The following is a 22162-nucleotide window of genomic DNA, read 5'->3' on the forward strand; positions in this document are numbered from 1 at the left end:
AGGCCCACCCCGCGTTCGCGGAGGTGGGCCTCCGCACGTCGGGGGGACGCGGCCATCCGGGTGGTTGAACGTCGAACCACCCTTCCGGCACCCGTTCAGCGCCGAAGGTGGCGTTGTGAAGACGATTCCTCGACGGAGGGTGACCGGGCTGGCGCTGCTGTGTGCCCTCGGCGCAGCCGGGCTCGCGTCGCCGTCGGCCAGGGCCGGCTACGTCGTGCTCCTCGTCCTGCTGCTCCTGGCCCTCGTCGTCCGTCCCCTCGTCCGGGCGGAGAGCCGGTGGGTCTGGGGCGGTTTCGCGGCCGGCGCCGTGCTGCTCGCCGTGACCCACCTGGTCCTCCTGCTGTCCTCGCACGGCGCGAGCGACGTCACCGCGGCGGCCCTGACCGAGCACCAGGTCCTCGCCTCGCTCGCACTGCTGGCTTACCCCGTCTTCTACAGCGCCCAGATGGGCCTGCTGCGCCGGCGCGTGCAGGACCTCCTCCCGAGCGCCTGGCTGGACGGCGCGCTCACCATGATCGCCCTCGCGGCGTTCGCCTCGGCGGTGCTCGTCGAGCCCGTCGCCGAGGCGACCGGGGTCGGTCACCTCGCGGCCCTCGCCCTCGTCGGCCGACCGGCGTTCGACCTGCTGCTGTTCTCCGTGGCCCTGGCGACCTGCGCCATCCTGCGCCGACGGACCGAGCGCGGAACGGTGCTGCTGGTCGTGGCGTTCGGGGTGCTCACGCTGTCCGACGTCGCCGGCGTGTTCCGCCTGTGCGGCACGTTCGCCGGGCCCGCCCTGAGCCCGGCGGTCGACGCCGGCCGTCTCGTGGCGCTCGCCCTGGTCTGCCTGGCCTCCTGGGCGCGCGGCACCGAGCACGTGGCGGAGCGGGTCGTCGCCGGGTGGTCGACCATGCTCACCCCGCTCGTCGTGCTGGTCATCAGCTGCTCGCTGCTGGCCGTCGACCACGTCGACCGGCTGCCCGCCCCCACCGCCCAGCTCGCCCTGCTGGGCCTGGTCGGAGTGGGGTTCAAGGGTGCGGTCGTCTTCCGCGAGGTGCTCCGCCTCGCCGACAGCCGACGACTCGCCCTCACCGACGACCTCACCGGTCTGCCCAACCGCCGAGCCCTGGCGGCGGCGCTGCGGCGGACCCAGGAGGACGACACCCCCGCCGCTCTGCTGCTGCTCGACCTCGACGGGTTCAAGGAGGTCAACGACACCCACGGGCACGCCCAGGGAGACCTCCTGCTGCAGCTGACGGCCCAGCGGGTCCGCGGCGTCGTCCCCGTCGGCGGCCTGCTGACCCGGGTCGGCGGTGACGAGTTCGCCGTCCTGCTGCCCGGACGCGGTGCGGCGGAGGCGAGCGCGGTCGCCGTCCGGATCGGGGAGGTCCTCGGTGACCCCGTCCTCGTGGGCTCGCGCTGGACCTCCCTCGCCTCGAGCACCGGCATCGCGTCGTGGCCCTTGAGCGGTCACGGACCCGTCGCCGACCCCGCGGGTGAACTGCTGCGCCGCGCGGACGCGTCGATGTACGTCGCCAAACGCGCCGGCGGAGGGTTCGCGGTCTACGACGACGAGGCCGACCGGGCCGCGCGGGCGCAACGGTTCCTGGCCGAGGAACTCGCGCACGGGATGACGGCCGGCCAGCTCATGCCGTACTACCAGCCCCAGGTGGACGTGCGCACCGGCCGGACCGTAGGCATGGAGGCCCTCGTCCGCTGGCAGCACCCGCGGTTGGGGACCCTCGCCCCGGCCGCCTTCCTGGACCTCGCCGAGAGCCACGGGCTGATGGCCGAGATCACGGCGACCGTCCTGCGTCAGGCCGCGGCCGACGCCACCACCTGGGCCCGGCACGGCCGTCCGTTGCGCATCTCGGTGAACCTGGCGACGAGCTGCCTGCTGAACCCCGCGCTGCCCGACCTGGTCGCGACGGTGCTCCAGGAGTCCGGCCTCGACCCCGCCGCGCTGGTCCTCGAGATCACCGAGACGACGTTGATGGACGACCCCGAGCGCAGCCGGGAGACGATCGAGGACCTCCTGCTGCTCGGCACCTCGGTGAGCATCGACGACTACGGGACGGGGTACTCCTCGCTCGCCTACCTGCAGGACCTGCCCGCCGCCGAGCTCAAGCTGGACCGCGCCTTCACCGTGCGCCTGACGGGAGATCCCCGCACGGCGGCGATCATCGCGAGCACCGCCGACCTCGCGCACAGCCTCGGGCTGCGGATGCTCGTCGAAGGGGTCGAGGACGCGGAGACCCTGCGCCGCCTGGCCGAACTCGGCGTCGACGAGACGCAGGGCTACCTCCACGCACGACCGATGCCCGGCTCCGCCGTCCTCGGCTGGCTGGCCGGGCACTCCCCCGTCCCCGCCGCCGGAGGGCAGGACCGGATCGCCAGGATGGTCCGGTGACCACCACCCACGACCTCCTCGTCGTCCCGGCCGGTTCGTCCCCGGACCTCACGCCGCTGCGGGAGCTCACCACCGTCCGCCTCGTGCGGCCGGAGGATCCCCTACTAGCCCAGGCCCTCTCGGACGCCGACGGGCTCGTCGTCTGGGACGGGTTCGACGCGCGGATCGCGCAGGCCTGGGAAGCCGCTGCACCCCAGCGCCTCCGCTGGGTGCACACGAGCAGCGCGGGTCCGGACCGGCTGCTGTTCCCCGCGTTGCGCCACCACCCCTCGACGCTGACCTGCAGCCGCGGCGTCCTGGACACCGACATCGCGGAGTACGTGCTGGCCTGCGCCCTGGGCTTCCTCAAGGACCTCCCCGGGACGGTGCGGCTCCAGGGCGAGCACCGCTGGCAGCACCGCGAGACCCGCAGCCTCGCCGGGCGCCGCGCCCTGGTCGTCGGGGCGGGGTCGATCGGCACCGAGGTCGCCCGGTTGTTCTCCGCGCTCGGGGTCCGCGTCGACGGGATCGTGCGCAGCGCTCGGCCGGCCGTTGCTCCGTTCGGGTCGTTCTCCGGCCCGGAGACCCTGGCCGACGTGGTCGGTGATCACGACCTCGTCCTCGTCACGGCCCCCCTCTCCGAGAGCACCCGCGGTCTCCTCGGGCGGGAGGTCGTGCGGCGGATGCGGCCGGGGACGATCGTCGTCAACGTCGGCCGGGGGCCGGTCGTGGACGAGGACGCGCTGTTGGAAGCGTTGCAGGAGCGCCGGATCGGCGGTGTCGCCCTCGACGTCTGGACCCGCGAACCGCTGGCCGCCGACAGTCCCTGGTGGGACACCCCAGGCGCCCTCGTCTCCCCGCACCTGGCCGGCGACGTGGCGGGGTTCACCGCGCGGCTCGAACTGCTGCTGCGGGACCAGGTCGCCCGCTTCGTCGCCGGTGAACCGCTGCGCCACGTCGTCGACAAGGCGCACGGGTACGTCACAGCCCCTACGGTGGCGTCGTGAGTGAACCACTGCGTCGTGTCGTCGTCGTCCTGAACCCGAACAGCACCGGTGACGGCCCCGACAACGCCCGCGGACTGCGCGACGAACTCGCCGCGACGACGCCGGACCTGCCCGTCGAACTCGTCGAGACGGAGCGCGCCGGTCACGCGGAGGAACTCGCCCGGGACGCGGTCCGGGCCGAGGCGGGAACCCTCGTCGTGTCCGCCAGCGGAGACGGTGGCTACCACGAGGTCGTCAACGGTGTGATCACCGCGGGCCGGGGCGCCGCCGCCGTGCTGCCGTCCGGCAACGCCAACGACCACGCCACCGCGACCCAGGAGCGGCCTCTCGCCGAAGCGATCCGGGACGCCGCCACTGCCGGGGTGAGCACGAGGATCGACCTGCTCGAGGTCTCCGGTTCCGGGCGGACCCGGGTGGCGCACTCCTACGTCGGCGTCGGGATCACCCCGGTCGCGGCCGCCGCGCTGAACGAGCACGACCTCGACGCGGTCAAGGAGTCGCTCCTGGTGGCCAAGGCCTTCTGGCGCTACCGCCCGATGACGATCACCCACGACGGCACCGACATCGACATCGACAGCCTGGTGTTCGCCAACATCGACCGGATGGGCAAGTACGCCCAGCTCTCCGAGGGCTCCGCCCCCGACGACGGCAAGTTCGAGACGTTGCTCATCCCGCACCGCGGCAAGCTCCGTCTCATCGCCGAGTTCGCCCGCGTCCTGCGCGGACAGCACGAGTACCGGTCGCGCTCGACGCCCTACGAGTTCCGCACGCACACCCCGATGCCGCTGCAGCTCGACGGTGAGGTGTTCCACACCGACGGCGGGACCAGCGTCACCGTCCGCTGCCTGCCCCTGGCCCTGCAGACGGTCGCCTGACCACGGCGACCGTCTCCTGCAGGAGTTCCCGGGCGGAGCCGACGCGGCGGGCGAGTTCCCCGCCCTCGGAGAACACCGACTGGGCCCGCCGGGCGAAACCCTCGGGTGCCCGCGGCAACCGGCCGGTGGCCGCGAGTGCCCCCTTCTCGTTGAGGACGTAGCGCCCCGCGTCGGCGTGCAGGGCGTGCGCGCACAGCAGCAGAACCCGGAAGAGGATCGCCGCGACGTAGGCGGCGTCCCCGCGGGGAACCGCCTTCGCGACGCCGCCCAGCAGGAACTCCGCCTCGTCGAGGCGCTGCGCGACCGCCGTCCGCAACGCCGGCGGGAAGGCGGCGACGGTCTCCTTCAACGCTGCCAGTTCCCCGGTCGGGTCGGCCAGGAGCACCCCGTGGGCGAGTTCCCCGGCGTACGTCGTGCCCGGGAACCCCAACGGGTGCCCGACCTGGAAGTGCCAGTCGTAGCGTCCCGCCACCGCATCGCGGCAACTCCGCGCGACCCGGTCGACGTCGCGGTAGATCCAGTCGACGGCCGTGCCATCGACCCGCAACCACGCCCCGCCGTCCACCCAGACACCCCAGCCACCAGGTTCCGTCACCCCCGTGGGCGTCTGCGAGAACTCGTCCGCGAGGCGCTGGAGCGCGGCGACGTCCAGGGGCGGTCGGTAGTGGACGCCGAGGTCGACGTCGGAGTCCGGGGTGTGCTCACCGCGGGCCCGCGACCCGCCCAGGGTGACGCCCACGACCCCGGTGATCCCGACGAGCCGGGCGGCGACGGGTTCCGGTTCCACGGGGTGAGCATCTCGCACCGTCCCCCCGCGGCGTCCAGTGGTTTCCCGGCGTCAGGGCGGGGTGAGGAAGGCGAGGGTGGCGGGGGTGGCGAGGGCCCGGAACTCCTCCAGGTAACCGTGCCGGGCCCCCGGGAACACCGTGAGCCGGGCGCCGGGGACGGCCCGGGCGAGGAGTTCCGCGTTGGCGACGGGCGTCATCGCGTCGTCGGCGCCGTGCAGGACCAGCGTCGGTGCGGAGATCGCCGGCAGGAGTTCGCCGCCGCCGTGGGTGGTGCTGGCCGCGTGGTGCGCGCGACGGATACGCGGGGTCCCGCGCGGGGTGAACCGCTGCGCGACGCCGGGGTTCGCGTCGATCCAGCCGGGGGTGAAGAACAGTTCCTGCAACCCCCGCAGGCCCTCCGGGGTGGCCGTGTGCCGCATCGAGCGGGTGACCTCCGGGTCGCGCGGGACCTCCTGCGCACCCCCGGGTCCGCTCGCCCCCAGCACGAGGCGGTCGACGCGGTCGGGGTGGCGCGCGGCGAGGACCGTCGCGACCCGGCCCCCCATCGAGAACCCGTACACGTGGGCGCGGTCGAGGCCCAGGTGGTCGAGCACGGCGACGGCGTCGTCGGCGAAGGTCGACGTGCTCCACTCCCCCGGGGCGACCCGTCCCGCCCCCGTCCCGCGGGTGTGCACGACGACGACCCGGAGACCGGCCGCGGCGAGGTCGGAGCGCAACCCCAGGAACACCTCCGGCCCCAGCGACTGCCCGGCGAGCAGCAGGACCGGCGTCGAACCGCCGCCCACGTCGAACCCGAGGGTCCCACCGTCGACCGGGATCGTCCGCTCCTCGAACTCCACGCCGGGCAGGCTAGCTCTCGACGCGCACCGACCCCCGGCGGGCCTTCTTGACCCGGTACATCTGGGCGTCGGCGGCCGCCAGCAACGTCTCGACGAGCCCGCCGACCTCGTCGGTGCACGAGGCGGGCAGCGCGGCGGCCAACCGGAACGGGTCCTCGCGGACGGCCCCGATGCTCGCGGTCGCGGTGAGCGGGCGCCCCGCGAGGAGGAAGGGTTCCAGCAGCGCCCGGCGCAGCCGTTCGCTCACGTCGCCCGCCTCCAGACCCGGCTCGGTCACCAGGACGGCGAACTCGTCACCACCCCAGCGCGCCGCGCAGTCGCCCTCGCGGACGCAACCGCGCAGGCGTTCGGCCACCCCGCGCAGCAACTCGTCCCCCGCGGCGTGGCCGAAGGTGTCGTTGACGGCCTTGAACCCGTCGAGGTCCACGAAGGCCACGACGACGGGAACCCCGGTCACCAGGGACTCCCGGACCGCCTCGCCGATCCGGTCGGAGAACCGGCGACGGTTCTCCAGTCCCGTCAGGGGGTCGACGTGGGCCATCAGGTCGAGCTGGCGGCGCTGTCGTTCGGCGGTGGCGAGCAGGACCCGGTGGTCCTGCAGGGCCAGGAACTGCCGGACCACGACCAGGACGGCGATCGTCAGCAGGAGGGCGAGGACGAACCGGTCGGTGGAACTCCACAACCTGATCGTCGCGAAGGCCGTCGCCGGGACGAGGGCGAAGTACGGGACGAGCCACCCCCAGGACCCCGCGGACGGCGGACGTCCCGGGTCCCGGGTGGTGCGCCGGTAGCGGGCGGCCAGGGTGAACAACCCGAACCCGACGATCCAGCCGACGTCGGCCGGCCCGCCCGTCTCGAAACCACCCCGCAGCAGCCCGTAGAAGTACGTCGCGTCGGCGAACGCGAAGACCCCACCCCCCGCCAGCAGGAGGACCCCGGGGAGCGTCAGACCCGCGCGGAGGATCGAGATCAGGGTCACGGTGACGAACACGACGTCGAACACCGGGTAGGCCAGGGGGACGGCGAGTTCGTGCAGGGACTGACCGGACCCGCGGACGGCCGACCCCAGCCACAGCACCCAGAGCACGGTGAGCAGCGAGAGGCCGACGAGGCTCCCGTCGATCGCCGCCCGGATCCCCGCGCGCGAACGGACGCGACCGCGCAGGTGCACCAGGGCCGAACCCACCGAGAGCGCGGAGAAGGCCAAGAAGGGCACGTCGGCCCAGTTGGTGGTGCCGACCCGCAGGTGCAGCACGTCCTGCACCGCGAAGATCCCCTGCCCGGAGCCCCAGCAGAGGCAGGCCGCGGAGAACAGCAGACGCGGACGCCGCGTCCACCCCGCGGTCACGTTCCGGGAGACCCAGGCGTAGGTGACGCCGGCGACCAGGGCGGCGAGCGCCTCGACGAGGCCGAAGACGAGCAGGGTTCCCGTGCTCCCGCGGCCGAGCACCTGCTGGAGGACCGCCAGCGTCACCAGGAGGGCGGCGAGGACGACGGAGTCCACGCCGAGGCGGCCCGAGGCGCCCAGCGCGTCCCGTCCCCTGCTCGAGCGGTCCCGCACCTGGGGTCGATCGGTCCGGACGGGCGGCGACTGGACGCCCGTTCACCCGTCAGCCGGGTGGGGTCACCCGTCCGGCAGCACCCTGCGAACTGCGGGCGCTACTCCCCGTCGGCCGGGCGCATCAGCCGCAGCACGGGCGCCGTCGTCAGCCGCTGCCGGGTGAGGGCGGCACCGACGAGCACGACAACCAGGCCCAGGAACGCCGGCGGCCAGAAGTTCAGCGCGACCGCCAGCGCCAGCAGCACCAGCGCGACCACGAGGGGGACCGCGACGGGCATGCGGTTGTACCAGCGGGGCTGCAGCACGGCCGCGGCGTACCACCAGGCCACGGCGGCGACGCGTTCGTCGGGGTGGCGGCGGCCCTGACGGGCCAGGGCCAGGACGTCCTTGCGGTCCTCGACCGGGAGGGCCTCGAAGGCCCGGACGGCGTTGACCCGCCGCTGCGGGGGCAGTTCGGGCCCCACGACCGCGCTCATCGTCCTACCTCGTGCACGGCCCCATCGTAGGCGCGTGGCGCCGGGTCCCCGCGACGGGTGGCGCCGGTCGTGCTGGTGCGGAGGGCATGGGATTCGAACCCATGAGGAAGGGGTGGTTACCTCCCCAGCGGTTTTCAAGACCGCCGCATTCGGCCGCTCTGCCAGCCCTCCCCCGGCGCACCGTTGGCACGGTCCGCCGGACGGGGACCATCGTAGGGGCGTCGGCCTGCGGGACGGAGCCTCAGCCCCCGCCGGCGGCGCGTGGTCGGCCCAGGTGGAAACCCTGCCCGTGCAGGACCCCGAGGCCGAGGACGCAGTCGAGTTCCGCCTGGGTCTCGATCCCCTCGGCGATGAGCGTCGCCCCGGTGCGCTGGGCGAAGGTGGCCAGCGACGCGGTCAGCGCCTGCCGGGTCCCGTCACGGTCGATGCCCTGGACGAGGCTCATGTCGAGCTTCACGAACTCCGGGTCCAGGGCCAGGACGTGGCGCATGCTGGCGAAGCCGGCACCGGCGTCGTCGACGGCGATGCGGACCCCGTCGCGCCGCAGCGGGTCGAGGTGGCGCAGCAGCGTGGCGTAGTCCTCCACCTGCTCGTGCTCGGTGATCTCCAGGACGATCGCGTCGAGACGTCGTCCCTGCAGCAGCCGCGCGAGGGCCGGCGACGACGCCACCTCGGGACTCACGTTGAGGGCGAGGAAACCCGCCTCCGGCGCCTCGCGCAGCGCGGCCGTCAGCGCCGCCAGTTCCAGCTGCACACCGGCACCGACGTCGGCCGCCTGCCCGAACCAGGCCGCGGGTTCCCCCTCGGGGAACCGGCTCAGCGCCTCGACCCCGACGGGGCGCAGGGTCCGCATGTCGACGACGGGCTGGAACACGGGTCGCGGGCCGCCGTCGCGGTGCAGCTGGTCAAGGCGGGCCAGCACCCGGCGACGTCGCCCGTTGCGCGCCTCCTCCTGGGTGAGCAGGTCGCTCATGGCTTCCGCGAGCACCTCGAGGACCCCGGCGTCGCGCTGACGCAGGTCGGGTTGGGGCCGGCTCGAGATCGCGCAGAGGGTTCCGTACAGCGACCCGTCCCGGAGGTGGACCGGGGCCGCCAGGTAGGCCCCGATGTCCAGGGCCTCGGTCAGCCCCAGCGACGCGGTCGCGGGATGGGCCCGGGCGTCGGGGATCACGGAGTCCAGGTGCCCGTCCAGCAGCCGCTGGCAGTAGGACTCCTCGCGGGGGCAGGCGAAACCTCGCGGGTCGCGCACTCCCGGTCCGGTGGCGGTGTACTGCAGCCGCCAGGCGTCGCCCTCGAGGTGGACGAGCACCGCCGCGTCCATCCCCAGCTGCCGGCGGACGGCGTCCAGCAGGTGCTCGATGCGTTCGGGCACGGTCGGGGCGTGCGGCCCGGTCGCCGCGCCGCCCACCACGCGTCCCGGCCCGGGGGAGGTCAGGTCGAGGGCGGCGGACCCCGTCGCCAGTTCAGCCGTCCCGGCCCGGGCGGCCTTGTCCGCGTACATGGCGGAATCGGCTGCGTGCCAGGCGGTGTGCAGACCCTCGGCCGCTCGACGGGTCGCCACCCCCAGGGAGGCCCGGACCTGGTCGACGCGCAGACCGGCCCGCAGCCGGGCGACCAGGTCGGCCACGGCCCCCGCGTCGACGTCGGGGAGCAGGGCCGCGAACTCGTCCCCGCCCAGGCGCACCACCAGGTCCTCCGGACGCAGCAGGTCACGCAGCGCCCGCGCGGTGCGCACCAGCAGTTCGTCACCGGCCTCGTGACCCTGGGTGTCGTTGGTCTCCTTGAGCGCGTCGAGGTCGAGGACCAGGACGGAGGCGGTGGTGCCGAGCCGCCGGGCCCGGGCCTCCTCGAGGGCCAGCGCCGCGTCCCAGGCCCGGCGGTTGCCGAGGCCGGTCAGGGCGTCGTGGTCCGCGGTGGCCTCGGCGTGCTCCGCGCGCCGGGCCTCGGCCTGCAGCCGCACCTCGTAGGCCAGCAGGGTGCCCAGCAGGCTCGCGGCGAGCTCCACCTCGCCCAGCAGCAGCCCCGGGTCGGGCTGGGTCTCGCGGGCCCCGGCGCAGAGGCTGCCGAGCACCCTGCCGTCGGGGGCGCGGAGCGGGACGGAGAGGTAGCTGATCCAGGGGAAACCGGTCGCCTCGCGGGCGTGGGCCCAGGCCGCGACCTCGTCGACCCGGTTGCTGAACCGGGGCGCGTCGCCGGCCACGCTGGAGGCGCAGAAGGTGTCGGCCCAGGCCAGGACGCTGCCGTCGGCCAGACCGACCTCGCCCCCGTCCAGCGCGGAGAGGACCACGTAGTCGTCCCCGTCGCGACGGGCGATCGCCCAGGTGTCCATCCCGACGTGGCGGTGCAGGTGCTCGAGGGTCGCGGTGGCGGCCGAGGTGAAGTCGACGACAGGCGGCCCGGACACCGTCGCGACGGGCGCGTCGGCGGGACTCTCGCGTCGCGCTCCGTTGGCCACCCACGGATCCTCCTCGCACTCCGCGTCCGGCGCAGCACGGGGAGTCACAGGTGGGTGAGCGGCCGGTGCGCGGGGCGGACTGGGGTAGCGTCGGGCGCCCGTCCGTCCCCGATCACGAGTGAGTCCACGTTGGCCGAAGCCCTGCGCTGCGTCGTCGTCCTGCCCACCTACGACGAGGCCGACAACATCACCGGGATGATCGAGCGAGTGCTCGCCTGCCCGATCGCCCCGGACGTCCTGGTCGTCGATGACTCCTCCCCCGACGGCACCGGCGCGCTCGTGGAACGGATCGCGGCCCGGCACCCGGAGGGCAGGGTGCGGTTGCTGACCCGCACCACGAAGGACGGCCTCGGTGCCGCCTACCGCGCCGGGTTCGCGCACGCCCTCGCCACCGGCGACCACGACGTCGTCGTGCAGATGGACGCCGACGGCTCCCACCCCGTCGACGCCCTGCCCCGGATGCTCGCCGAGATCGCCGGCGGGGCCGACCTCGTCCTGGGCGCGCGCTACGTCCCCGGCGGTGCGCTGGACGACGCGTGGCCCTGGTACCGGAAGGCGTTGTCGCGCGGGGCGAACGTCTACGCGCGGGTGCTGCTGAGCGCACCCGTCGCCGACCTCACCGGCGGCTTCAAGGCCTGGCGCGCCGACTTCCTGCGCGGGCTGGACCTCTCGCAGCTCACCGCGGCGGGCTACGCCTTCCAGATCCAGACGACCCTCGCCGCGCTCCAGCAGGGCGCGACGGTGCGCGAGGTGCCGATCCTCTTCACCGAACGCACCCACGGGACGTCGAAGATGTCGAAGGAGATCATCGGCGAGGCGATGCTCGCCGTCGTCCGGATGCGCCGCTTCGGTCCCACCGGCCGCCGCTGACCCTCTCCGATCCGTGATCTCGCGGGGATTCCCGCAAGATCACGGGTCAGTCGGTGGGGAGGGTGATGTTGACGAGCCAGTTGATCCCGAACCGGTCGGTGAAGGAGCCGTACTCGTCGCCCCACACCTGCTCCTCCAGCGGGGTCGTGACGGTCCCGCCCTCGGCGAGGCCGGCGAAGAAGCCGCGCAGCTCCTCGACGTCGTCACCGAACAGGCTGATCGTGACGTTGTTCCCCACCTCGACGGGCCTCCCCGGGGGCGCGTCGGACGCCATCAGCGCGAACCCGGCGGGGCCGTCGACCATGCCGTGCATGACGCCCTCGGGGTCGACGCCCTCACCGCCGCCGAACTCGCCGAACGTCGTGGTGGTCAGCTCGCCGCCGAGCACGGAGCGGTAGAACGTCAGCGCCTCGCGGGCCGTGCCGGGGAAGGTGATGTACGGGGTCAGACGGGACGCCACGGGAACCTCCAGGGAGTGGACCGGTTCCCCGAAGCTACCGCGCCGGGTGCGTCCACGGACCCCCTCCGACCTGCGGTTCGCCGGCGCGGCAGCACCGGGCGAACCCCGGGTGGTGACCGGGGCCGACCCGTGATTGCCTCAGCCCCGGTCATCTGGGAGGGTCGGGGAGTCGGCAGTGTCACGGTGAGGCCGTACCGTCCCCGCGCGGTGCGTCCCCGGCGGGACCGCGGTGCCGACTGCCCACACGCACGTTCGCGGGAGGTCGACAGGTGCAGGGGCACGTGCGGGACGACGACGCCGACGCCGTCGCCCAACTCCTGGAACTCGCCCGGGACATCTTCGGGACGCCCGCGGCCGCGCTGACCCGGGTCACCGACACCGAGCGGAACCACGTCGAGCAGACGGCGTCCACCCTGGACCCGCACGCCACGGTCCGCCTGCTCGCCGACACCGACCTCGACAGCTGCGTGCTCGCCGTCGACGTCGTGCGGCCCGACGGTGAACCCGACGGGCGCATCGTCGGGGTCGACCACGAGCCCGTGCAGGCGCTGGGCTCGCGCCAGCTCGAGGCCCTGCACGTGGTGGCCGCGCTCGTCGCCGGCGTGCTGCACCACCGCGAGCGACGCCGGGTCGCGCACGACGACCGGATGGCCTCCCTCGACGCCCTGCTGGCCGGCCAGGGCCGCCAGACCGTCGTCCAGCCGATCGTCGACCTGCGCGCCGGCACGGTCGTGGGCGCCGAGGCCCTGAGCCGGTTCACCAGTTCCGAGGGGGCGGCCCGACGACCCGAGCAGGTCTTCACGGACGCGCGCTCGTCGGGCATCGGGGTGCGGCTGGAACAGGCCGCGATCGCCTCGGCGCTGCCGCTGCTGCACGCGATGCCGTGGGGCACCTACCTCAGCGTCAACGCCTCCGCGGAGGCGCTGCTGGACGAGCGGACCCACGACCTGCTGCTCTCCGACCGGCCCGATCGTCTCGTCGTCGAGATCACCGAGCACGACCCCGTCGCCGCCTACGACGCCCTCAACGACGCGACGACGTCCTTGCGCTCGCACGGGGTCCGCATCGCCGTCGACGACGCCGGGTCGGGGTTCGCGAGCCTGCAGCACGTCCTGCACCTGACCCCCGACATCGTGAAGCTCGACATCGCCTTCGTCCGCGGTATCGACGCCGATCCCGCGCGCCGCGCCGTCGCCCGCGCGCTCGTGGGTTTCGCCTCGGAGCTGGGTTCGACGATGGTCGCCGAGGGCGTCGAACGCGCCGGCGAACTCGCCGCGCTGCGCGACCTCGGGGTCGACTGCGGCCAGGGGTACCTGCTGGGACGGCCCACCCCGAACCCCACCTGGGACGTCGGGCCGGACGACACCACGGGCATCGTCCTCCTCTGACCCCCGCACAACGACTTCTGGGGATCTTCCCACCCTTCCCGAGGTCGGGAAGGGTGGAAAGACCCCCAGAAGTTGGTGCGGCGAAGCTCAGAACGTGACGATGCTGAGCCCGCCCTTGCCGTAGCGCGCCACCTCGACCACGAGGTCGAGGCGGCTGCCGGTCCGCGTGGCCCAGTCGGCCACGTCGGGGCGCAGGACCTCGCCGGGCACGTAGGACGCGTACACCTTCAGGTGCGCGGCACCCTCGACGTTGAACAGCGACGCCATGATGTTGAGCACCTCGCGGGAGTTCACCGCGAGGTTGTCCGGCAGTTCCTTGTCCTCGATCGCGGCCTCGCTGGCCCCGGGGGGCAGCAGACCGATCGACGCCCCGGCGTGCGCGGCGAGGGCGAAGTCGAACACGACGACGGCCTTGGACTTCAGGTGGTCGTCGACGTACAGACCGACGAGCGAACCGGGCTTCCCGCCGACCGGCAGGGGCCGGCCGTCGGAAAGCTCGACGTCACGGTTGAGCAGGTCCGAGAGCAGGTTGCGGATCGCGAGGTTCGAGGGCAACGGGTTGACCTCGAACTTCACCTCGCCCTGCACGATCGAGGCCTCGGCGGCGGCGGAACCACCGTCGCCACCCAGCACGGGCGCCAGGGCGGCCGCGAAGGCTTCCGGGGTGAAGGGTTTGGCGATGAGGAACAGGGCACCGGCGGCGGCCGCCTTCTCCCGCATCTCCTCCGAACCCTCCGAGGTCACGAAGCCGAACGGCACGTCGATCCCGGAACCACGCAGGTTCTGCAGCATCTCGTAACCGGACGCCTCGGGCATGTTCCAGTCCGAGAGGACGATGTCGGGGTTCTCCTTGCGAACCTGGTCGAACCCCTCCTTGCCGTTCTCGGCCTGGACGACCTCGACCCAGTCGTAGCCCGCCTGCCGCAGCGTGCGGATGACGATCTGTCGCATGACGCGACTGTCGTCGACAACCAGGGCCTTCACGGGATCACCCTTCCTGAGACTGGGACTGTTCGCCGGGGCCGGCGAGCCACACCTCGAACGTCAGCCAGTGACCCTGCCAGTTCCCGTCCAGGCGCGCCGCGAGGCGACCGGAGGAACCGTGCAGGGGCTTGGCCGTCGACACGACGGGCAGACCCAGCGGACCGGCGTCGGGGACGAGCGCCTTGATGTTGCCGCCGACGATGTTCGCCAGCTCGCCGAGGGAGTCGTAGACGTCCTCGTCGGCCAGTTCGTCGTCCTCCTGCAGCAGCGCGGCCGACAACGGCACCGCGCCGGCCTTCTCCACGCTGACCGTGACGATGCCCGGACGCCCGCCGGAGATCGTCACCGAGGCGCAGAAGATGTCACCCTCGATGTCGTGCTGGTCGAACGAGGGCAGCAGGTAGTCGGTGTGGGCGAAGTACGACGCCCACATCTGGTCGACGATCTGCTCCAGGGCTTCGTCCTCGACGTAGTCCATGGACTCGTCGTTGACGTTCTCGATGGTTTCGGTCACGCCTGGCTCACCTCCGGCAGCAGCCCGAGCAGGGCCAGCTTCTCCTCCAGCGCGTCGACGGTGAAGGGTTTGATGAGGTACTCGTGCGCACCGGCGGCGAGGGCGCGGACGATCTGCCCGTGCTCGGCCTCGGTGGTCACCATCATCAACGTCAACGAGCGGTAGTCGCGGTTCGCGCGGACCTGGGTGACGAACGTGAGACCGTCCATCACCGGCATGTTCCAGTCGACCGTCGCGAGGTCGGGCAACGGGCCGCCCTCGAGGACCTTCAGCGCCTCGGCGCCGTCGGCCGCTTCGACCGTTTCGTACCCCAGCTTGCGCAGGGCACCTCCGATGATCTTCCGCATGGCGCGGGAGTCATCCACCACAAGAGCCTTCATGCCTGACCTCCGTTCTTGGGACGGTGGACCGAGACCCGTCCGATGAGTTCCCGGTCCCAGTTGTCGTCGACGCCGAGCGTCGTCTCTGCGCCACCGAGGAACATGTATCCCCCGGGTTTGAGCGACTTGCGGACCCTGGAGAGGATGTCCCGCTTGGTCGCGAGGTCGAAGTAGATGAGCACGTTCCGCAGGAAGACCACGTCGAACTGACCGAGGGCGGCGTAGGAACTCGTCAGGTTCAGCTGCTGGAACCGGACCATCTTCTTCAGGTTGTCGTTCACCTGCCACTGGGTCCCGACCCGCGTGAAGTGACGCACCAGCAGGGGCGCCGGCAGTCCGCGGTTCATCTCCAGCTGCGAGTACCGACCCGCCTTGGCCTTCTCCAGCACCTCGCTGGAGAGGTCGGTACCGATGATCTCCGCGCGCCAGCCCTCGGCGACCAGGCTGTCCTGCAACCCCATCGCCAGGCTGTAGGCCTCCTGGCCGGTGGAGGAGGCCGCCGACCAGATGCGCAGCGAACGCGTCGCCGCGCGGGCCTGCTTGAGGGCCGGGACCACCGAGGTCGAGAACGCCTGGAACGGCGCACCGTCGCGGAACCACGACGTCTCGTTCGTGGTCAGAGCCTCGACGATGGCGGTCTGCGCGCGGCGGTCGGGGCGCAACCGGATGCCGTCGACGTAGGCCGAGACGTCGGCCGCACCCGCGGCACGTGCCAGAGGCACGAGCCGGGACTCGACGAGGTACTCCTTGCCTGCTTCGAGGACGATCGCACTTTCCTTGCGCACGAGCGTGCAGACCCAGTCGAAGGCTGTGGTCGTGAGGGCCATGTCACCACCTGCCTTGAGAGGGACGGGCCGCGGGGGCGGCGGGTCGGGACACCGGCGGTCGGGCCGGTGCGGTGCTGCTGGGGGTGAAGCGGGAGGTGCTGGTGGAACCGGCACCGGCCGCGGGGCGTGCGGGCGGGGCCGGTGGTGCTGCGGTCGTGCGGGCGGCGGAACCGAGTCGACGCTGGATCGCGTCGGCGATCCCGGACAGGGGGAGCACCTCGTCCGCGATGCCCTCCCGGGCCACGGCTCCGGGCATCCCCCAGACCACCGAGGTGGCCTCGTCCTGCGCCAGCACCTGGCCGCCGGCCGCCGCCACGTCCTTGCAGCCGAGCTTCCCGTCGGAGCCCATGCCGGTGAGGATCACGGCGAGGAGTTCCCCACCGAACGCGGCGACCGCCGAGCGGACCATGACGTCCACCGCGGGTCTGCAGAAGTTCTCGGCAGGTCCCTGGTGCAACTTGATCACCATCTGCGGACCGCGTCGGGCGACCTCCATGTGGAAGTCCCCGGGGGCCACGTAGACCGTTCCGGCCACGACGGGCTCGCCGTCGGTGGCCTCGACGACGCGCAGCGCGCTGGCCTTGTCCAGTCGCTGCGCGTAGAGGCGGGTGAACACGGGGGGCATGTGCTGGGTCACCAGCACGGGCACGCCGAGGTTCGCGGGGAGCTTGGCCAGGACGGCCGAGAGCGCCTCCGGGCCGCCGGTGGAGGACCCGATGACGAGCGCGCGGGGAGCCTTGGTGGCTCCGCTGCGGGCCCGGGTCGTGACGGGCGTCGAGGGGCTCGCGTGGCCCGCCGGGGCGGACGTCGCCGTCCGGGCCGCCGGGGCGGGCGCGGCGGTCAGACCGAGGTGCGGGACGAGCGCCTTGATCTTGGGGATGAGCTGCTGACGAACCGACTCCATCGACTCGCTGACCGAGCCGACGTTCGCGGGTTTCGTCACGTAGTCGGACGCCCCGGAGGAGAGGGCCTCCAGCGTGGCGGTGGCCCCGCGTTCGGTGAGGGTGGAGAACATGATGACCGGGAGTCTCCGGTCGATCTTGCGGATCTCCTTGATCGTCTCGAGACCGTCCATGACGGGCATCTCGATGTCCAGGGTGACCACGTCGGGCTTCAGCTGGGCGATCTTCTCGAGCGCGATCTTGCCGTTCGCGGCGGTTCCCACGACCTCGATGGCCGGGTCGGACGCGAGCACGTCGGTGACCAGTCGGCGGACGACGACCGAGTCGTCCACGGTGAGCACCTTGATGCGTTGGCTCACGTCGCACCTTGCCTTCCTGCCGTCGGTGCGGAGGACCGCACCGTGAACACCGTCCGGGGGCGGACGACTACCTGTCCATCGGCGCTCGGCGGCCAACCCTGAACGGTGAAGCGCACGTGTCGTCACTCCGTGTACACAGCTACTGTGCGTCCCCATTCGTCACGCGTCGAGTGGTGCCGCGTCGCTCGACGGGGTAGCGGAGGTCGCCGAGACCGTTCCCGTCGTCGCGGTCGGCGAGCGCGAGCAGCGGTTCCAGGGAGTGCAGGGTCGGACGACGCTCGGCCCACAGGTCGCCGACGGGCACCGGGTCGCGCCGCGGACCGCGGGTGGTGGACCGGCTCGGTCGCACCACCCGCGGTCACGGGTGAAGCTCAGGTCCCGTCCCTCCCGGGACGGGCCGGACTCAGGACCGCTGGCGACGCAGCAGGACGATCACGAGCGCGGCGAGACCGAGGACGAGTCCGCCCCCCGCGAGGCCGCGGGCCAGCGGGTCCGACCCACCGGTGGTCGACGTCGTCGCACCGTTGCCCGCCGCCTCGTGCGCGGTGCTCGCGCCGCCGTGCTCGTCGTCGGTGGCCGCGGTGGTGGTGAACCCGGGCGCGGGGTTCTCGGGTTCGGCCGCGCCCGCGGCGGCCACCTCGGTCCAGTTCGACACCTCACCGTCGGCGTAGGTCTGGACGGTGGGCAGCACGACCTGCGTGCCGGCGTCGGGCAGCGGGCCGACGTTCGCCTCGAACTCCTCGAACTGCCCGACGGCGATCCCGGGCGATCCGGCCGCGGCGGTCCAGGTGATCTTCAGGGCGGCCTTGGTCACGGTCGTCCCGTCGTGCTCGACGGGGGCGGGCAGGGCGCCCTCGGTGACGACGGCGGTCCACCCCGGGAGGGGCCGCACGGCCACGTAGCTGAAGGGGTGGTCGGTCGGCAGGGACACCGCGACCGACGTCGTGGCGGCGGTGTCGGACTCGTTCGGAACCCGGAACGTCACGACGCTGTAGCCGTCGGCGGCGGTCGTGTCGGGGGTCGCGTGCACGTGGGCAGAGGCGCTGGAGGCGCCCAGGAGCACTGCGGCGCAGGCGGTCACGGAGACGGCGAGGGCGCGGGTGGGCAGGGTGGAGCTCTTCACGGTGGATCCTCGGGGTTTCGTCAGGACGATGGGGTGGCGAGAGCGGTCGCTCCCGGTGGCCCACGTCGACGAACCCGACGGGCGAGCACCGAACGCGGTCGCGGCACCGTCGTCCTCGGGAACCGCGGCAGGACTCCCACGGCCGGGCCCAGCAGGGCGAGCAGCACCCGGACCAGCGGGCGCAACCACGCCCACAACGACCACACCAGCGCCTCGCCGTGCAGCAGCAGGACCGTCGCGACGACCGTGGCCACGACGTGGGCGAGCGTCATCGCAGGGGATCCCGCGGCGGTCGCGGCGCCCGCTCCGAGCGCCGGGGCGAGGGTCTGGTGGTGTCCGTGGCCCACGACCGTGGCGGCCGGCCCGGAGCACTGCTCGAAGACCTCGTGCAGGACGACCTGCCCGGTGCCCAGCAGAGCGGTGAGGACCGGCCACGTGAAGCGGCGACCGGCCAGCAGCAGGGTCACCGCGGCGAGGACGACCACGACCGCGAGCAGCAGCGCCGGGCCGGGGAGCTCTCCCCCACCGGCGAGGTGGGCGCCCGCGGCGAGCCCCACGACGCTCGCGGCGACGGCCCCGGCGCGCAGCACCCGCAGCGACCCCCGCGACGGCCCGGCGGGGCCGGACGTCAGGGGGCTGGGCACGTCAGCACCGTACCGCCGCGCGCCGGACGCGAGAGCGCCTGGTCACCGACCGGGCCGGTGACCGGGCGCTCCCGGGTGGTCCTGGTGGCTCAGGCGCCGAAGGCCGCTTCCCACGGACGCATCAGGACCGCACGGGCGTCGGAGGACAGCAGGTCGGCGACGACCTCGGCGTGCACGACCCCGCTGACGACGTTCCACAGACCGTTCGCGCCGTCGGCGGCGTCGAGCCCACCGGCCCGGAAGGCGCGGACCGCGAGCAGCTGGGACACCGCGGCGGTGCGGACGCGGTCGGAGAGGTGCACGGCCCAGGAGGCGTCGTGGACGGCGCCGGCCCACTCGCCCGCGCTCGGGCGGCTGGTCTCCCCCACCGCCCGCAGGCAGGCGCGGTCGGTGCCGTCGAGGCGACGCAGGGTGTCGAGGACGCGGGTCACCCCGGCCTGCGCCTCCCCGAGACCGGTCGGGTGCTCGGGCAGCGGGGCGAGGTCGCGGGCGGCCTGCAGGTAGGGGTGCGCGAGGACCCGTCGCGCGTGGTCGGGCAGCCGGTCGCCGAGGTAGGCGGAGACGGCGGCGTCGGCGAGCACGTCGGCGGCGCGCCCCGCGTCCTCGGTGCGCAGCCGGGGCCCGCCCTCCAGCGGAGCCGACCAGGTCCAGTCGAAGACGTCGTGGTGGACCAGGCGGACGAGGGCGTCGGCGTCGGCGATGGTGCTGGTCTGCAGGACCCGGACGATGCCGGCCTCGACCCGGGCCCCGGACACCTCGTCGGCGAAGTCCTCGTGGGCCAGGCCGTTGGCGACCTGGTGCAGCACGTCGCCGAGCTGCGGGACGGCGTCGGTGGCGGTGCGGACCGCGTCCCAGGCCGAGGCCCGGGTCGCCGGGTCGTGACGCTCGGCCAGGACCTCGATCTCGCGGGGGCCGGAGTCGAGAGCACGCAGCAGGACCTCCGCCGCGGAGTCGCCCGCGGGCAGTCGCACGAGGTCGAAGCCCAGGACGGGAGAACTCACCAGGGAGTAGTGCACGGTCGTCGCCTCCGGTGCGTGGTGTCTCACCGCCGGTTCCGGCGGAGTGGTCCCACCCTGACACCGGGTGAACGAGGGGGCCACACGTCGTCAGCCGTCCGGCGGCACGCCGGAGGTCCGCACCCCCCGTGCGGCGCACCCACCGCGACGGCGTTGCGCCGTCCGGGGGACGTGGGAGCACGACCGCCGTAACGTCAGGTCGTGGACCACCAGCACAGCGAGCACCCGGGGACCCACCCGCTCGCCGACGAGGGACCCGACGAGTTCGACGGGGAGTCCGGCGGGGAGGCCGAGCGGGGCGGGGAGCGGGAGTCGGCTCCCGGCCGGTGGGCGTCCTGGCTGGTCGTCGCCGTCTCCGCGGTCCCACCGCTCGCGCTGGCCGTCCTCGGCCGCCGGTTCCTGGGGGGCGGGGCGGACGCCGCCTACGTCGGGACCCGCGCCGCCCCCGGCGACGGCGACGGGATCGACCTCGGCTGGTCCAACCGGTTCGGTCTGCTCTGGATGACGGTCCCCGTCCCGCAGGTGCTGCTCGCGGCCCTGTGCGGCGTGCTCGTCGTGGCCGCTCTCGTCGTGGCGGGCCGGCCGGACTGGCTGGTCCCGCGGCGCTGGGCGGCCCGGGTGGGCGCGGGGGCCGCGGCCCTCACGGCGCTCGAGAGCCTGGTCAGCCTGGTCAGCCTGGTCACGCGCGCCGGGGAACCCGAACGGGAGTCCTTCGGCGGTTCCCAGATCAGCTACTACATCCCCTCGACGGGGGAGTTCCCGGAACTCCTCGGTGTCCTCGCGCTGCTGGTCGTGACGACGGCCCTGCCGGCGCTCGCCGCCCTCGTGCTGTGGCGGGCCGTGGACCCGGCGGTAGGGCCGGTTCCCGCCGCCCCCGCGGAACCCGCCGCCCCCGCCGTGGTCGACGCCGAACCCGAACCCGAACCCGAACCGGCACCCGAACCCGGGCCCGCACCGCAGGCCGGGGTGGCCGACGTCCCGAAACCCTCCGCCGACGACCTCGACGCCTACCGCCGGCCGGTCTCCGGGGAGGGCGCGTGACGCACGAGCGGGACGGGGAGCACGAGGGGCCGGCGGGGGACGAGGAGGACGAGGCGGGGCGGCTGCCCCTGGGCTGGGTCTCCTGGCTGCTCGTCCTCGTCGCGGTCCTCCCGCCGGTGGTCCTGGCCGAGGTGTCCCGGCGGTTCCTGACGGGGAGCGCCGACGCGAGCTACTTCGGGGCCTACGTCTCGGAGGCCGACGTCCGCGCGCGCCTCGACTTCACGTTCACCGTCCGGTTCCGGTTGCTGTGGGCGAGCGTCCCGGTGCCGGACGTCCTGATCGCGGCCCTGCCGGTGGTGCTGGGGCTGGCCGCCGTCGTCGTGGCCGGGCGGCCGGAGTGGCTCGTCCCGCCGCGGTGGGGTGCCCGCGTCGTCGCGGGCGCCGCCGGGCTGAGCGCGCTCGAGAGCCTGGTGTGCCTGGTGATGCTCGTCGAACTCGCCGACGAACCCCGCAGCAGCGCCTACGGCAACCTGCAGCTGAGCTACCTGCTGCCCTCGACCGGGGACTTCCCCGAGATCGCGCCGGTCATGGCGTTGCTGGTGGTGATGACGGTCGTGCCGGCCGTGGCGGCCCTCGTGCTGTGGCAGGCCCCGGGCGCCGCCCGAGTCGCCGCGGAACCCGCCGCTGAACCCGACGCGGAACCCGCCCCTGAACCGGTCGCGGAGCCACCTGCGGAACCCCGCCCCGAACCACCGGTCGAGGAACGACCGTCCGAGGTCCCCCGGCTCTCGGGCGCGGAACTCGACGCCTACCGCCGCCCCCGCTGAACCCCGCTCGCGGGGTCCGGGAACGCAGAACGGGGTGGGACCCGGAAGGTCCCACCCCGTTCACCGTCGGGTCAGGCCGCGACGACCGCGCCGATGCCCTCGATCTCGAGGGCCTTGTCCACGTCGAGGACGAGCAGCAGCGCCTCGTCGAGCTTGTAGGCACCGCGGATGAGTTCGCGGATCGGGCCGGACAGCGTGTCCGGCGGCGGCTCGAAGGTCGAGTCGGTGACCTCGATGACGCCGCCGATGGAGTCGACCAGCAGGCTCCAGACCTCGTCGCCGGCGCGGACGACGACGTTCATCGCGACGCGCCCCTCCTCGCGGTCGGGCATGTTGAGCCGGCGGCGCAGGTCGAGCGCGGTGACGACCTGACCGCGCAGGTTGATGAGACCCGCGACGGCCCGCGGAGCCAGCGGCGCGGGTGTGCGCGGCTGCTCGGTGAGCACTTCCTGCACTCGCCGGACCTCGACACCGAAGAGGTGTCCGGCCAGGTGGAACGTGGCGTACTGCGTGGACAC

At 73.5% G+C, this 22162-nt stretch carries 23 protein-coding genes and 1 tRNA gene; 7 read left to right on the forward strand and 17 right to left on the reverse strand.

All coding sequences use genetic code 11. The annotated features are described in order from the left end of the window. Positions 1 to 139 precede the first annotated feature (139 nt). The 3 genes from SJY07_RS10745 to SJY07_RS10755 are packed head-to-tail and all read left to right on the forward strand — an operon-like array spanning position 140 to position 4250. On the forward strand, positions 140 to 2389 hold the full coding sequence (locus SJY07_RS10745; RefSeq protein WP_380158986.1) for a putative bifunctional diguanylate cyclase/phosphodiesterase: 2250 nt from the start codon (positions 140 to 142) through the stop codon (positions 2387 to 2389). Beyond that, positions 2386 to 3375 (forward strand): D-2-hydroxyacid dehydrogenase, encoded by a 990-nt coding sequence (locus SJY07_RS10750; RefSeq protein WP_380158988.1) that lies wholly within the window; start codon positions 2386 to 2388, stop codon positions 3373 to 3375. The genes SJY07_RS10745 and SJY07_RS10750 overlap by 4 nt, the downstream gene beginning before the upstream one ends. Beyond that, entirely contained in the window at positions 3372 to 4250 is an 879-nt protein-coding gene (locus SJY07_RS10755) for a diacylglycerol/lipid kinase family protein (RefSeq protein WP_380158990.1), read from the forward strand. The genes SJY07_RS10750 and SJY07_RS10755 overlap by 4 nt, the downstream gene beginning before the upstream one ends. On the opposite strand, the gene SJY07_RS10760 is transcribed toward SJY07_RS10755, so the two are convergent. The 6 genes from SJY07_RS10760 to SJY07_RS10785 form a co-directional block, all read right to left on the reverse strand. Next, the gene (locus tag SJY07_RS10760) at positions 4207 to 5037 is read right to left on the reverse strand and encodes a nucleotidyltransferase domain-containing protein (RefSeq protein ID WP_380158992.1); all 831 of its coding nucleotides are present in this window, start codon (positions 5035 to 5037) and stop codon (positions 4207 to 4209) included. The genes SJY07_RS10755 and SJY07_RS10760 overlap by 44 nt on opposite strands. Positions 5038 to 5088: 51 nt before the next feature. Continuing rightward, complete coding sequence (locus SJY07_RS10765; RefSeq protein ID WP_380158994.1) at positions 5089 to 5877, reverse strand: alpha/beta fold hydrolase; 789 nt, start codon at positions 5875 to 5877, stop codon at positions 5089 to 5091. A 10-nt stretch (positions 5878 to 5887) separates the two neighbouring features. Next, positions 5888 to 7438 (reverse strand): diguanylate cyclase domain-containing protein, encoded by a 1551-nt coding sequence (locus tag SJY07_RS10770; RefSeq protein WP_380158996.1) that lies wholly within the window; start codon positions 7436 to 7438, stop codon positions 5888 to 5890. 98 nt (positions 7439 to 7536) lie between these two features. Further along, entirely contained in the window at positions 7537 to 7914 is a 378-nt protein-coding gene (locus SJY07_RS10775; protein ID WP_328294273.1) for a hypothetical protein, read from the reverse strand. A 78-nt stretch (positions 7915 to 7992) separates the two neighbouring features. Beyond that, positions 7993 to 8085: transfer RNA gene (locus SJY07_RS10780), tRNA-Ser, on the reverse strand. Between the two features lie 70 nt (positions 8086 to 8155). Continuing rightward, the gene (locus tag SJY07_RS10785; protein WP_380158999.1) at positions 8156 to 10369 is read right to left on the reverse strand and encodes an EAL domain-containing protein; all 2214 of its coding nucleotides are present in this window, start codon (positions 10367 to 10369) and stop codon (positions 8156 to 8158) included. Between the two features lie 129 nt (positions 10370 to 10498). Here SJY07_RS10785 and SJY07_RS10790 point away from each other — a divergent pair, with 129 nt between their 5' ends. Next, positions 10499 to 11239: a polyprenol monophosphomannose synthase gene (locus tag SJY07_RS10790; protein ID WP_380159000.1), complete on the forward strand. Its 741-nt coding sequence runs from the start codon at positions 10499 to 10501 to the stop codon at positions 11237 to 11239. A gap of 46 nt (positions 11240 to 11285) precedes the next feature. Here the strand turns inward: SJY07_RS10790 and SJY07_RS10795 are convergent, their stop codons facing one another. Continuing rightward, a complete protein-coding gene (locus SJY07_RS10795) occupies positions 11286 to 11699 on the reverse strand; it encodes a VOC family protein (protein WP_380159002.1) in 414 nt (137 codons plus the stop codon). Positions 11700 to 11980: 281 nt separating this feature from the next. On the opposite strand from SJY07_RS10795, the gene SJY07_RS10800 reads away from it, so the two are divergent. After that, positions 11981 to 13087, forward strand: a complete 1107-nt coding sequence (locus SJY07_RS10800; RefSeq protein ID WP_380159004.1) for an EAL domain-containing protein — start codon at positions 11981 to 11983, stop codon at positions 13085 to 13087. An 87-nt stretch (positions 13088 to 13174) separates the two neighbouring features. On the opposite strand, the gene SJY07_RS10805 is transcribed toward SJY07_RS10800, so the two are convergent. From SJY07_RS10805 to SJY07_RS10845, 9 genes are all read right to left on the reverse strand, one after another. Next, positions 13175 to 14071, reverse strand: a complete 897-nt coding sequence (locus SJY07_RS10805; protein ID WP_380159006.1) for a response regulator — start codon at positions 14069 to 14071, stop codon at positions 13175 to 13177. Positions 14072 to 14075: 4 nt separating this feature from the next. Then, positions 14076 to 14585, reverse strand: coding sequence for a chemotaxis protein CheX (locus SJY07_RS10810; RefSeq protein WP_380159008.1), 510 nt, complete (start codon positions 14583 to 14585; stop codon positions 14076 to 14078). After that, on the reverse strand, positions 14582 to 14965 hold the full coding sequence (locus tag SJY07_RS10815) for a response regulator (RefSeq protein WP_380159010.1): 384 nt from the start codon (positions 14963 to 14965) through the stop codon (positions 14582 to 14584). Before SJY07_RS10815 ends, SJY07_RS10810 begins: the two co-directional genes overlap by 4 nt. Further along, positions 14962 to 15792, reverse strand: coding sequence for a protein-glutamate O-methyltransferase CheR (locus SJY07_RS10820; protein WP_328294265.1), 831 nt, complete (start codon positions 15790 to 15792; stop codon positions 14962 to 14964). Before SJY07_RS10820 ends, SJY07_RS10815 begins: the two co-directional genes overlap by 4 nt. Position 15793: 1 nt before the next feature. Then, entirely contained in the window at positions 15794 to 17053 is a 1260-nt protein-coding gene (locus tag SJY07_RS10825; RefSeq protein ID WP_328294264.1) for a chemotaxis response regulator protein-glutamate methylesterase, read from the reverse strand. Between the two features lie 139 nt (positions 17054 to 17192). Continuing rightward, positions 17193 to 17405, reverse strand: a complete 213-nt coding sequence (locus tag SJY07_RS10830; protein WP_380159013.1) for a hypothetical protein — start codon at positions 17403 to 17405, stop codon at positions 17193 to 17195. Between the two features lie 51 nt (positions 17406 to 17456). Continuing rightward, positions 17457 to 18176, reverse strand: a complete 720-nt coding sequence (locus SJY07_RS10835; protein WP_328294262.1) for a YcnI family protein — start codon at positions 18174 to 18176, stop codon at positions 17457 to 17459. 20 nt (positions 18177 to 18196) lie between these two features. After that, entirely contained in the window at positions 18197 to 18820 is a 624-nt protein-coding gene (locus SJY07_RS10840; protein ID WP_328294261.1) for a hypothetical protein, read from the reverse strand. 89 nt (positions 18821 to 18909) lie between these two features. Continuing rightward, entirely contained in the window at positions 18910 to 19836 is a 927-nt protein-coding gene (locus SJY07_RS10845) for a hypothetical protein (protein WP_380159015.1), read from the reverse strand. A gap of 201 nt (positions 19837 to 20037) precedes the next feature. Here SJY07_RS10845 and SJY07_RS10850 point away from each other — a divergent pair, with 201 nt between their 5' ends. Then, a complete protein-coding gene (locus SJY07_RS10850; protein ID WP_380159017.1) occupies positions 20038 to 20877 on the forward strand; it encodes a hypothetical protein in 840 nt (279 codons plus the stop codon). Beyond that, positions 20874 to 21644 (forward strand): hypothetical protein, encoded by a 771-nt coding sequence (locus tag SJY07_RS10855; RefSeq protein WP_380159019.1) that lies wholly within the window; start codon positions 20874 to 20876, stop codon positions 21642 to 21644. The genes SJY07_RS10850 and SJY07_RS10855 overlap by 4 nt, the downstream gene beginning before the upstream one ends. 71 nt (positions 21645 to 21715) lie before the next feature. On the opposite strand, the gene SJY07_RS10860 is transcribed toward SJY07_RS10855, so the two are convergent. After that, positions 21716 to 22162: a chemotaxis protein CheW gene (locus SJY07_RS10860; protein WP_380159021.1), complete on the reverse strand. Its 447-nt coding sequence runs from the start codon at positions 22160 to 22162 to the stop codon at positions 21716 to 21718.

The organism is Kineococcus sp. R86509 (assembly GCF_042466365.1).
Taxonomy (GTDB): Bacteria; Actinomycetota; Actinomycetes; order Actinomycetales; family Kineococcaceae; genus Kineococcus.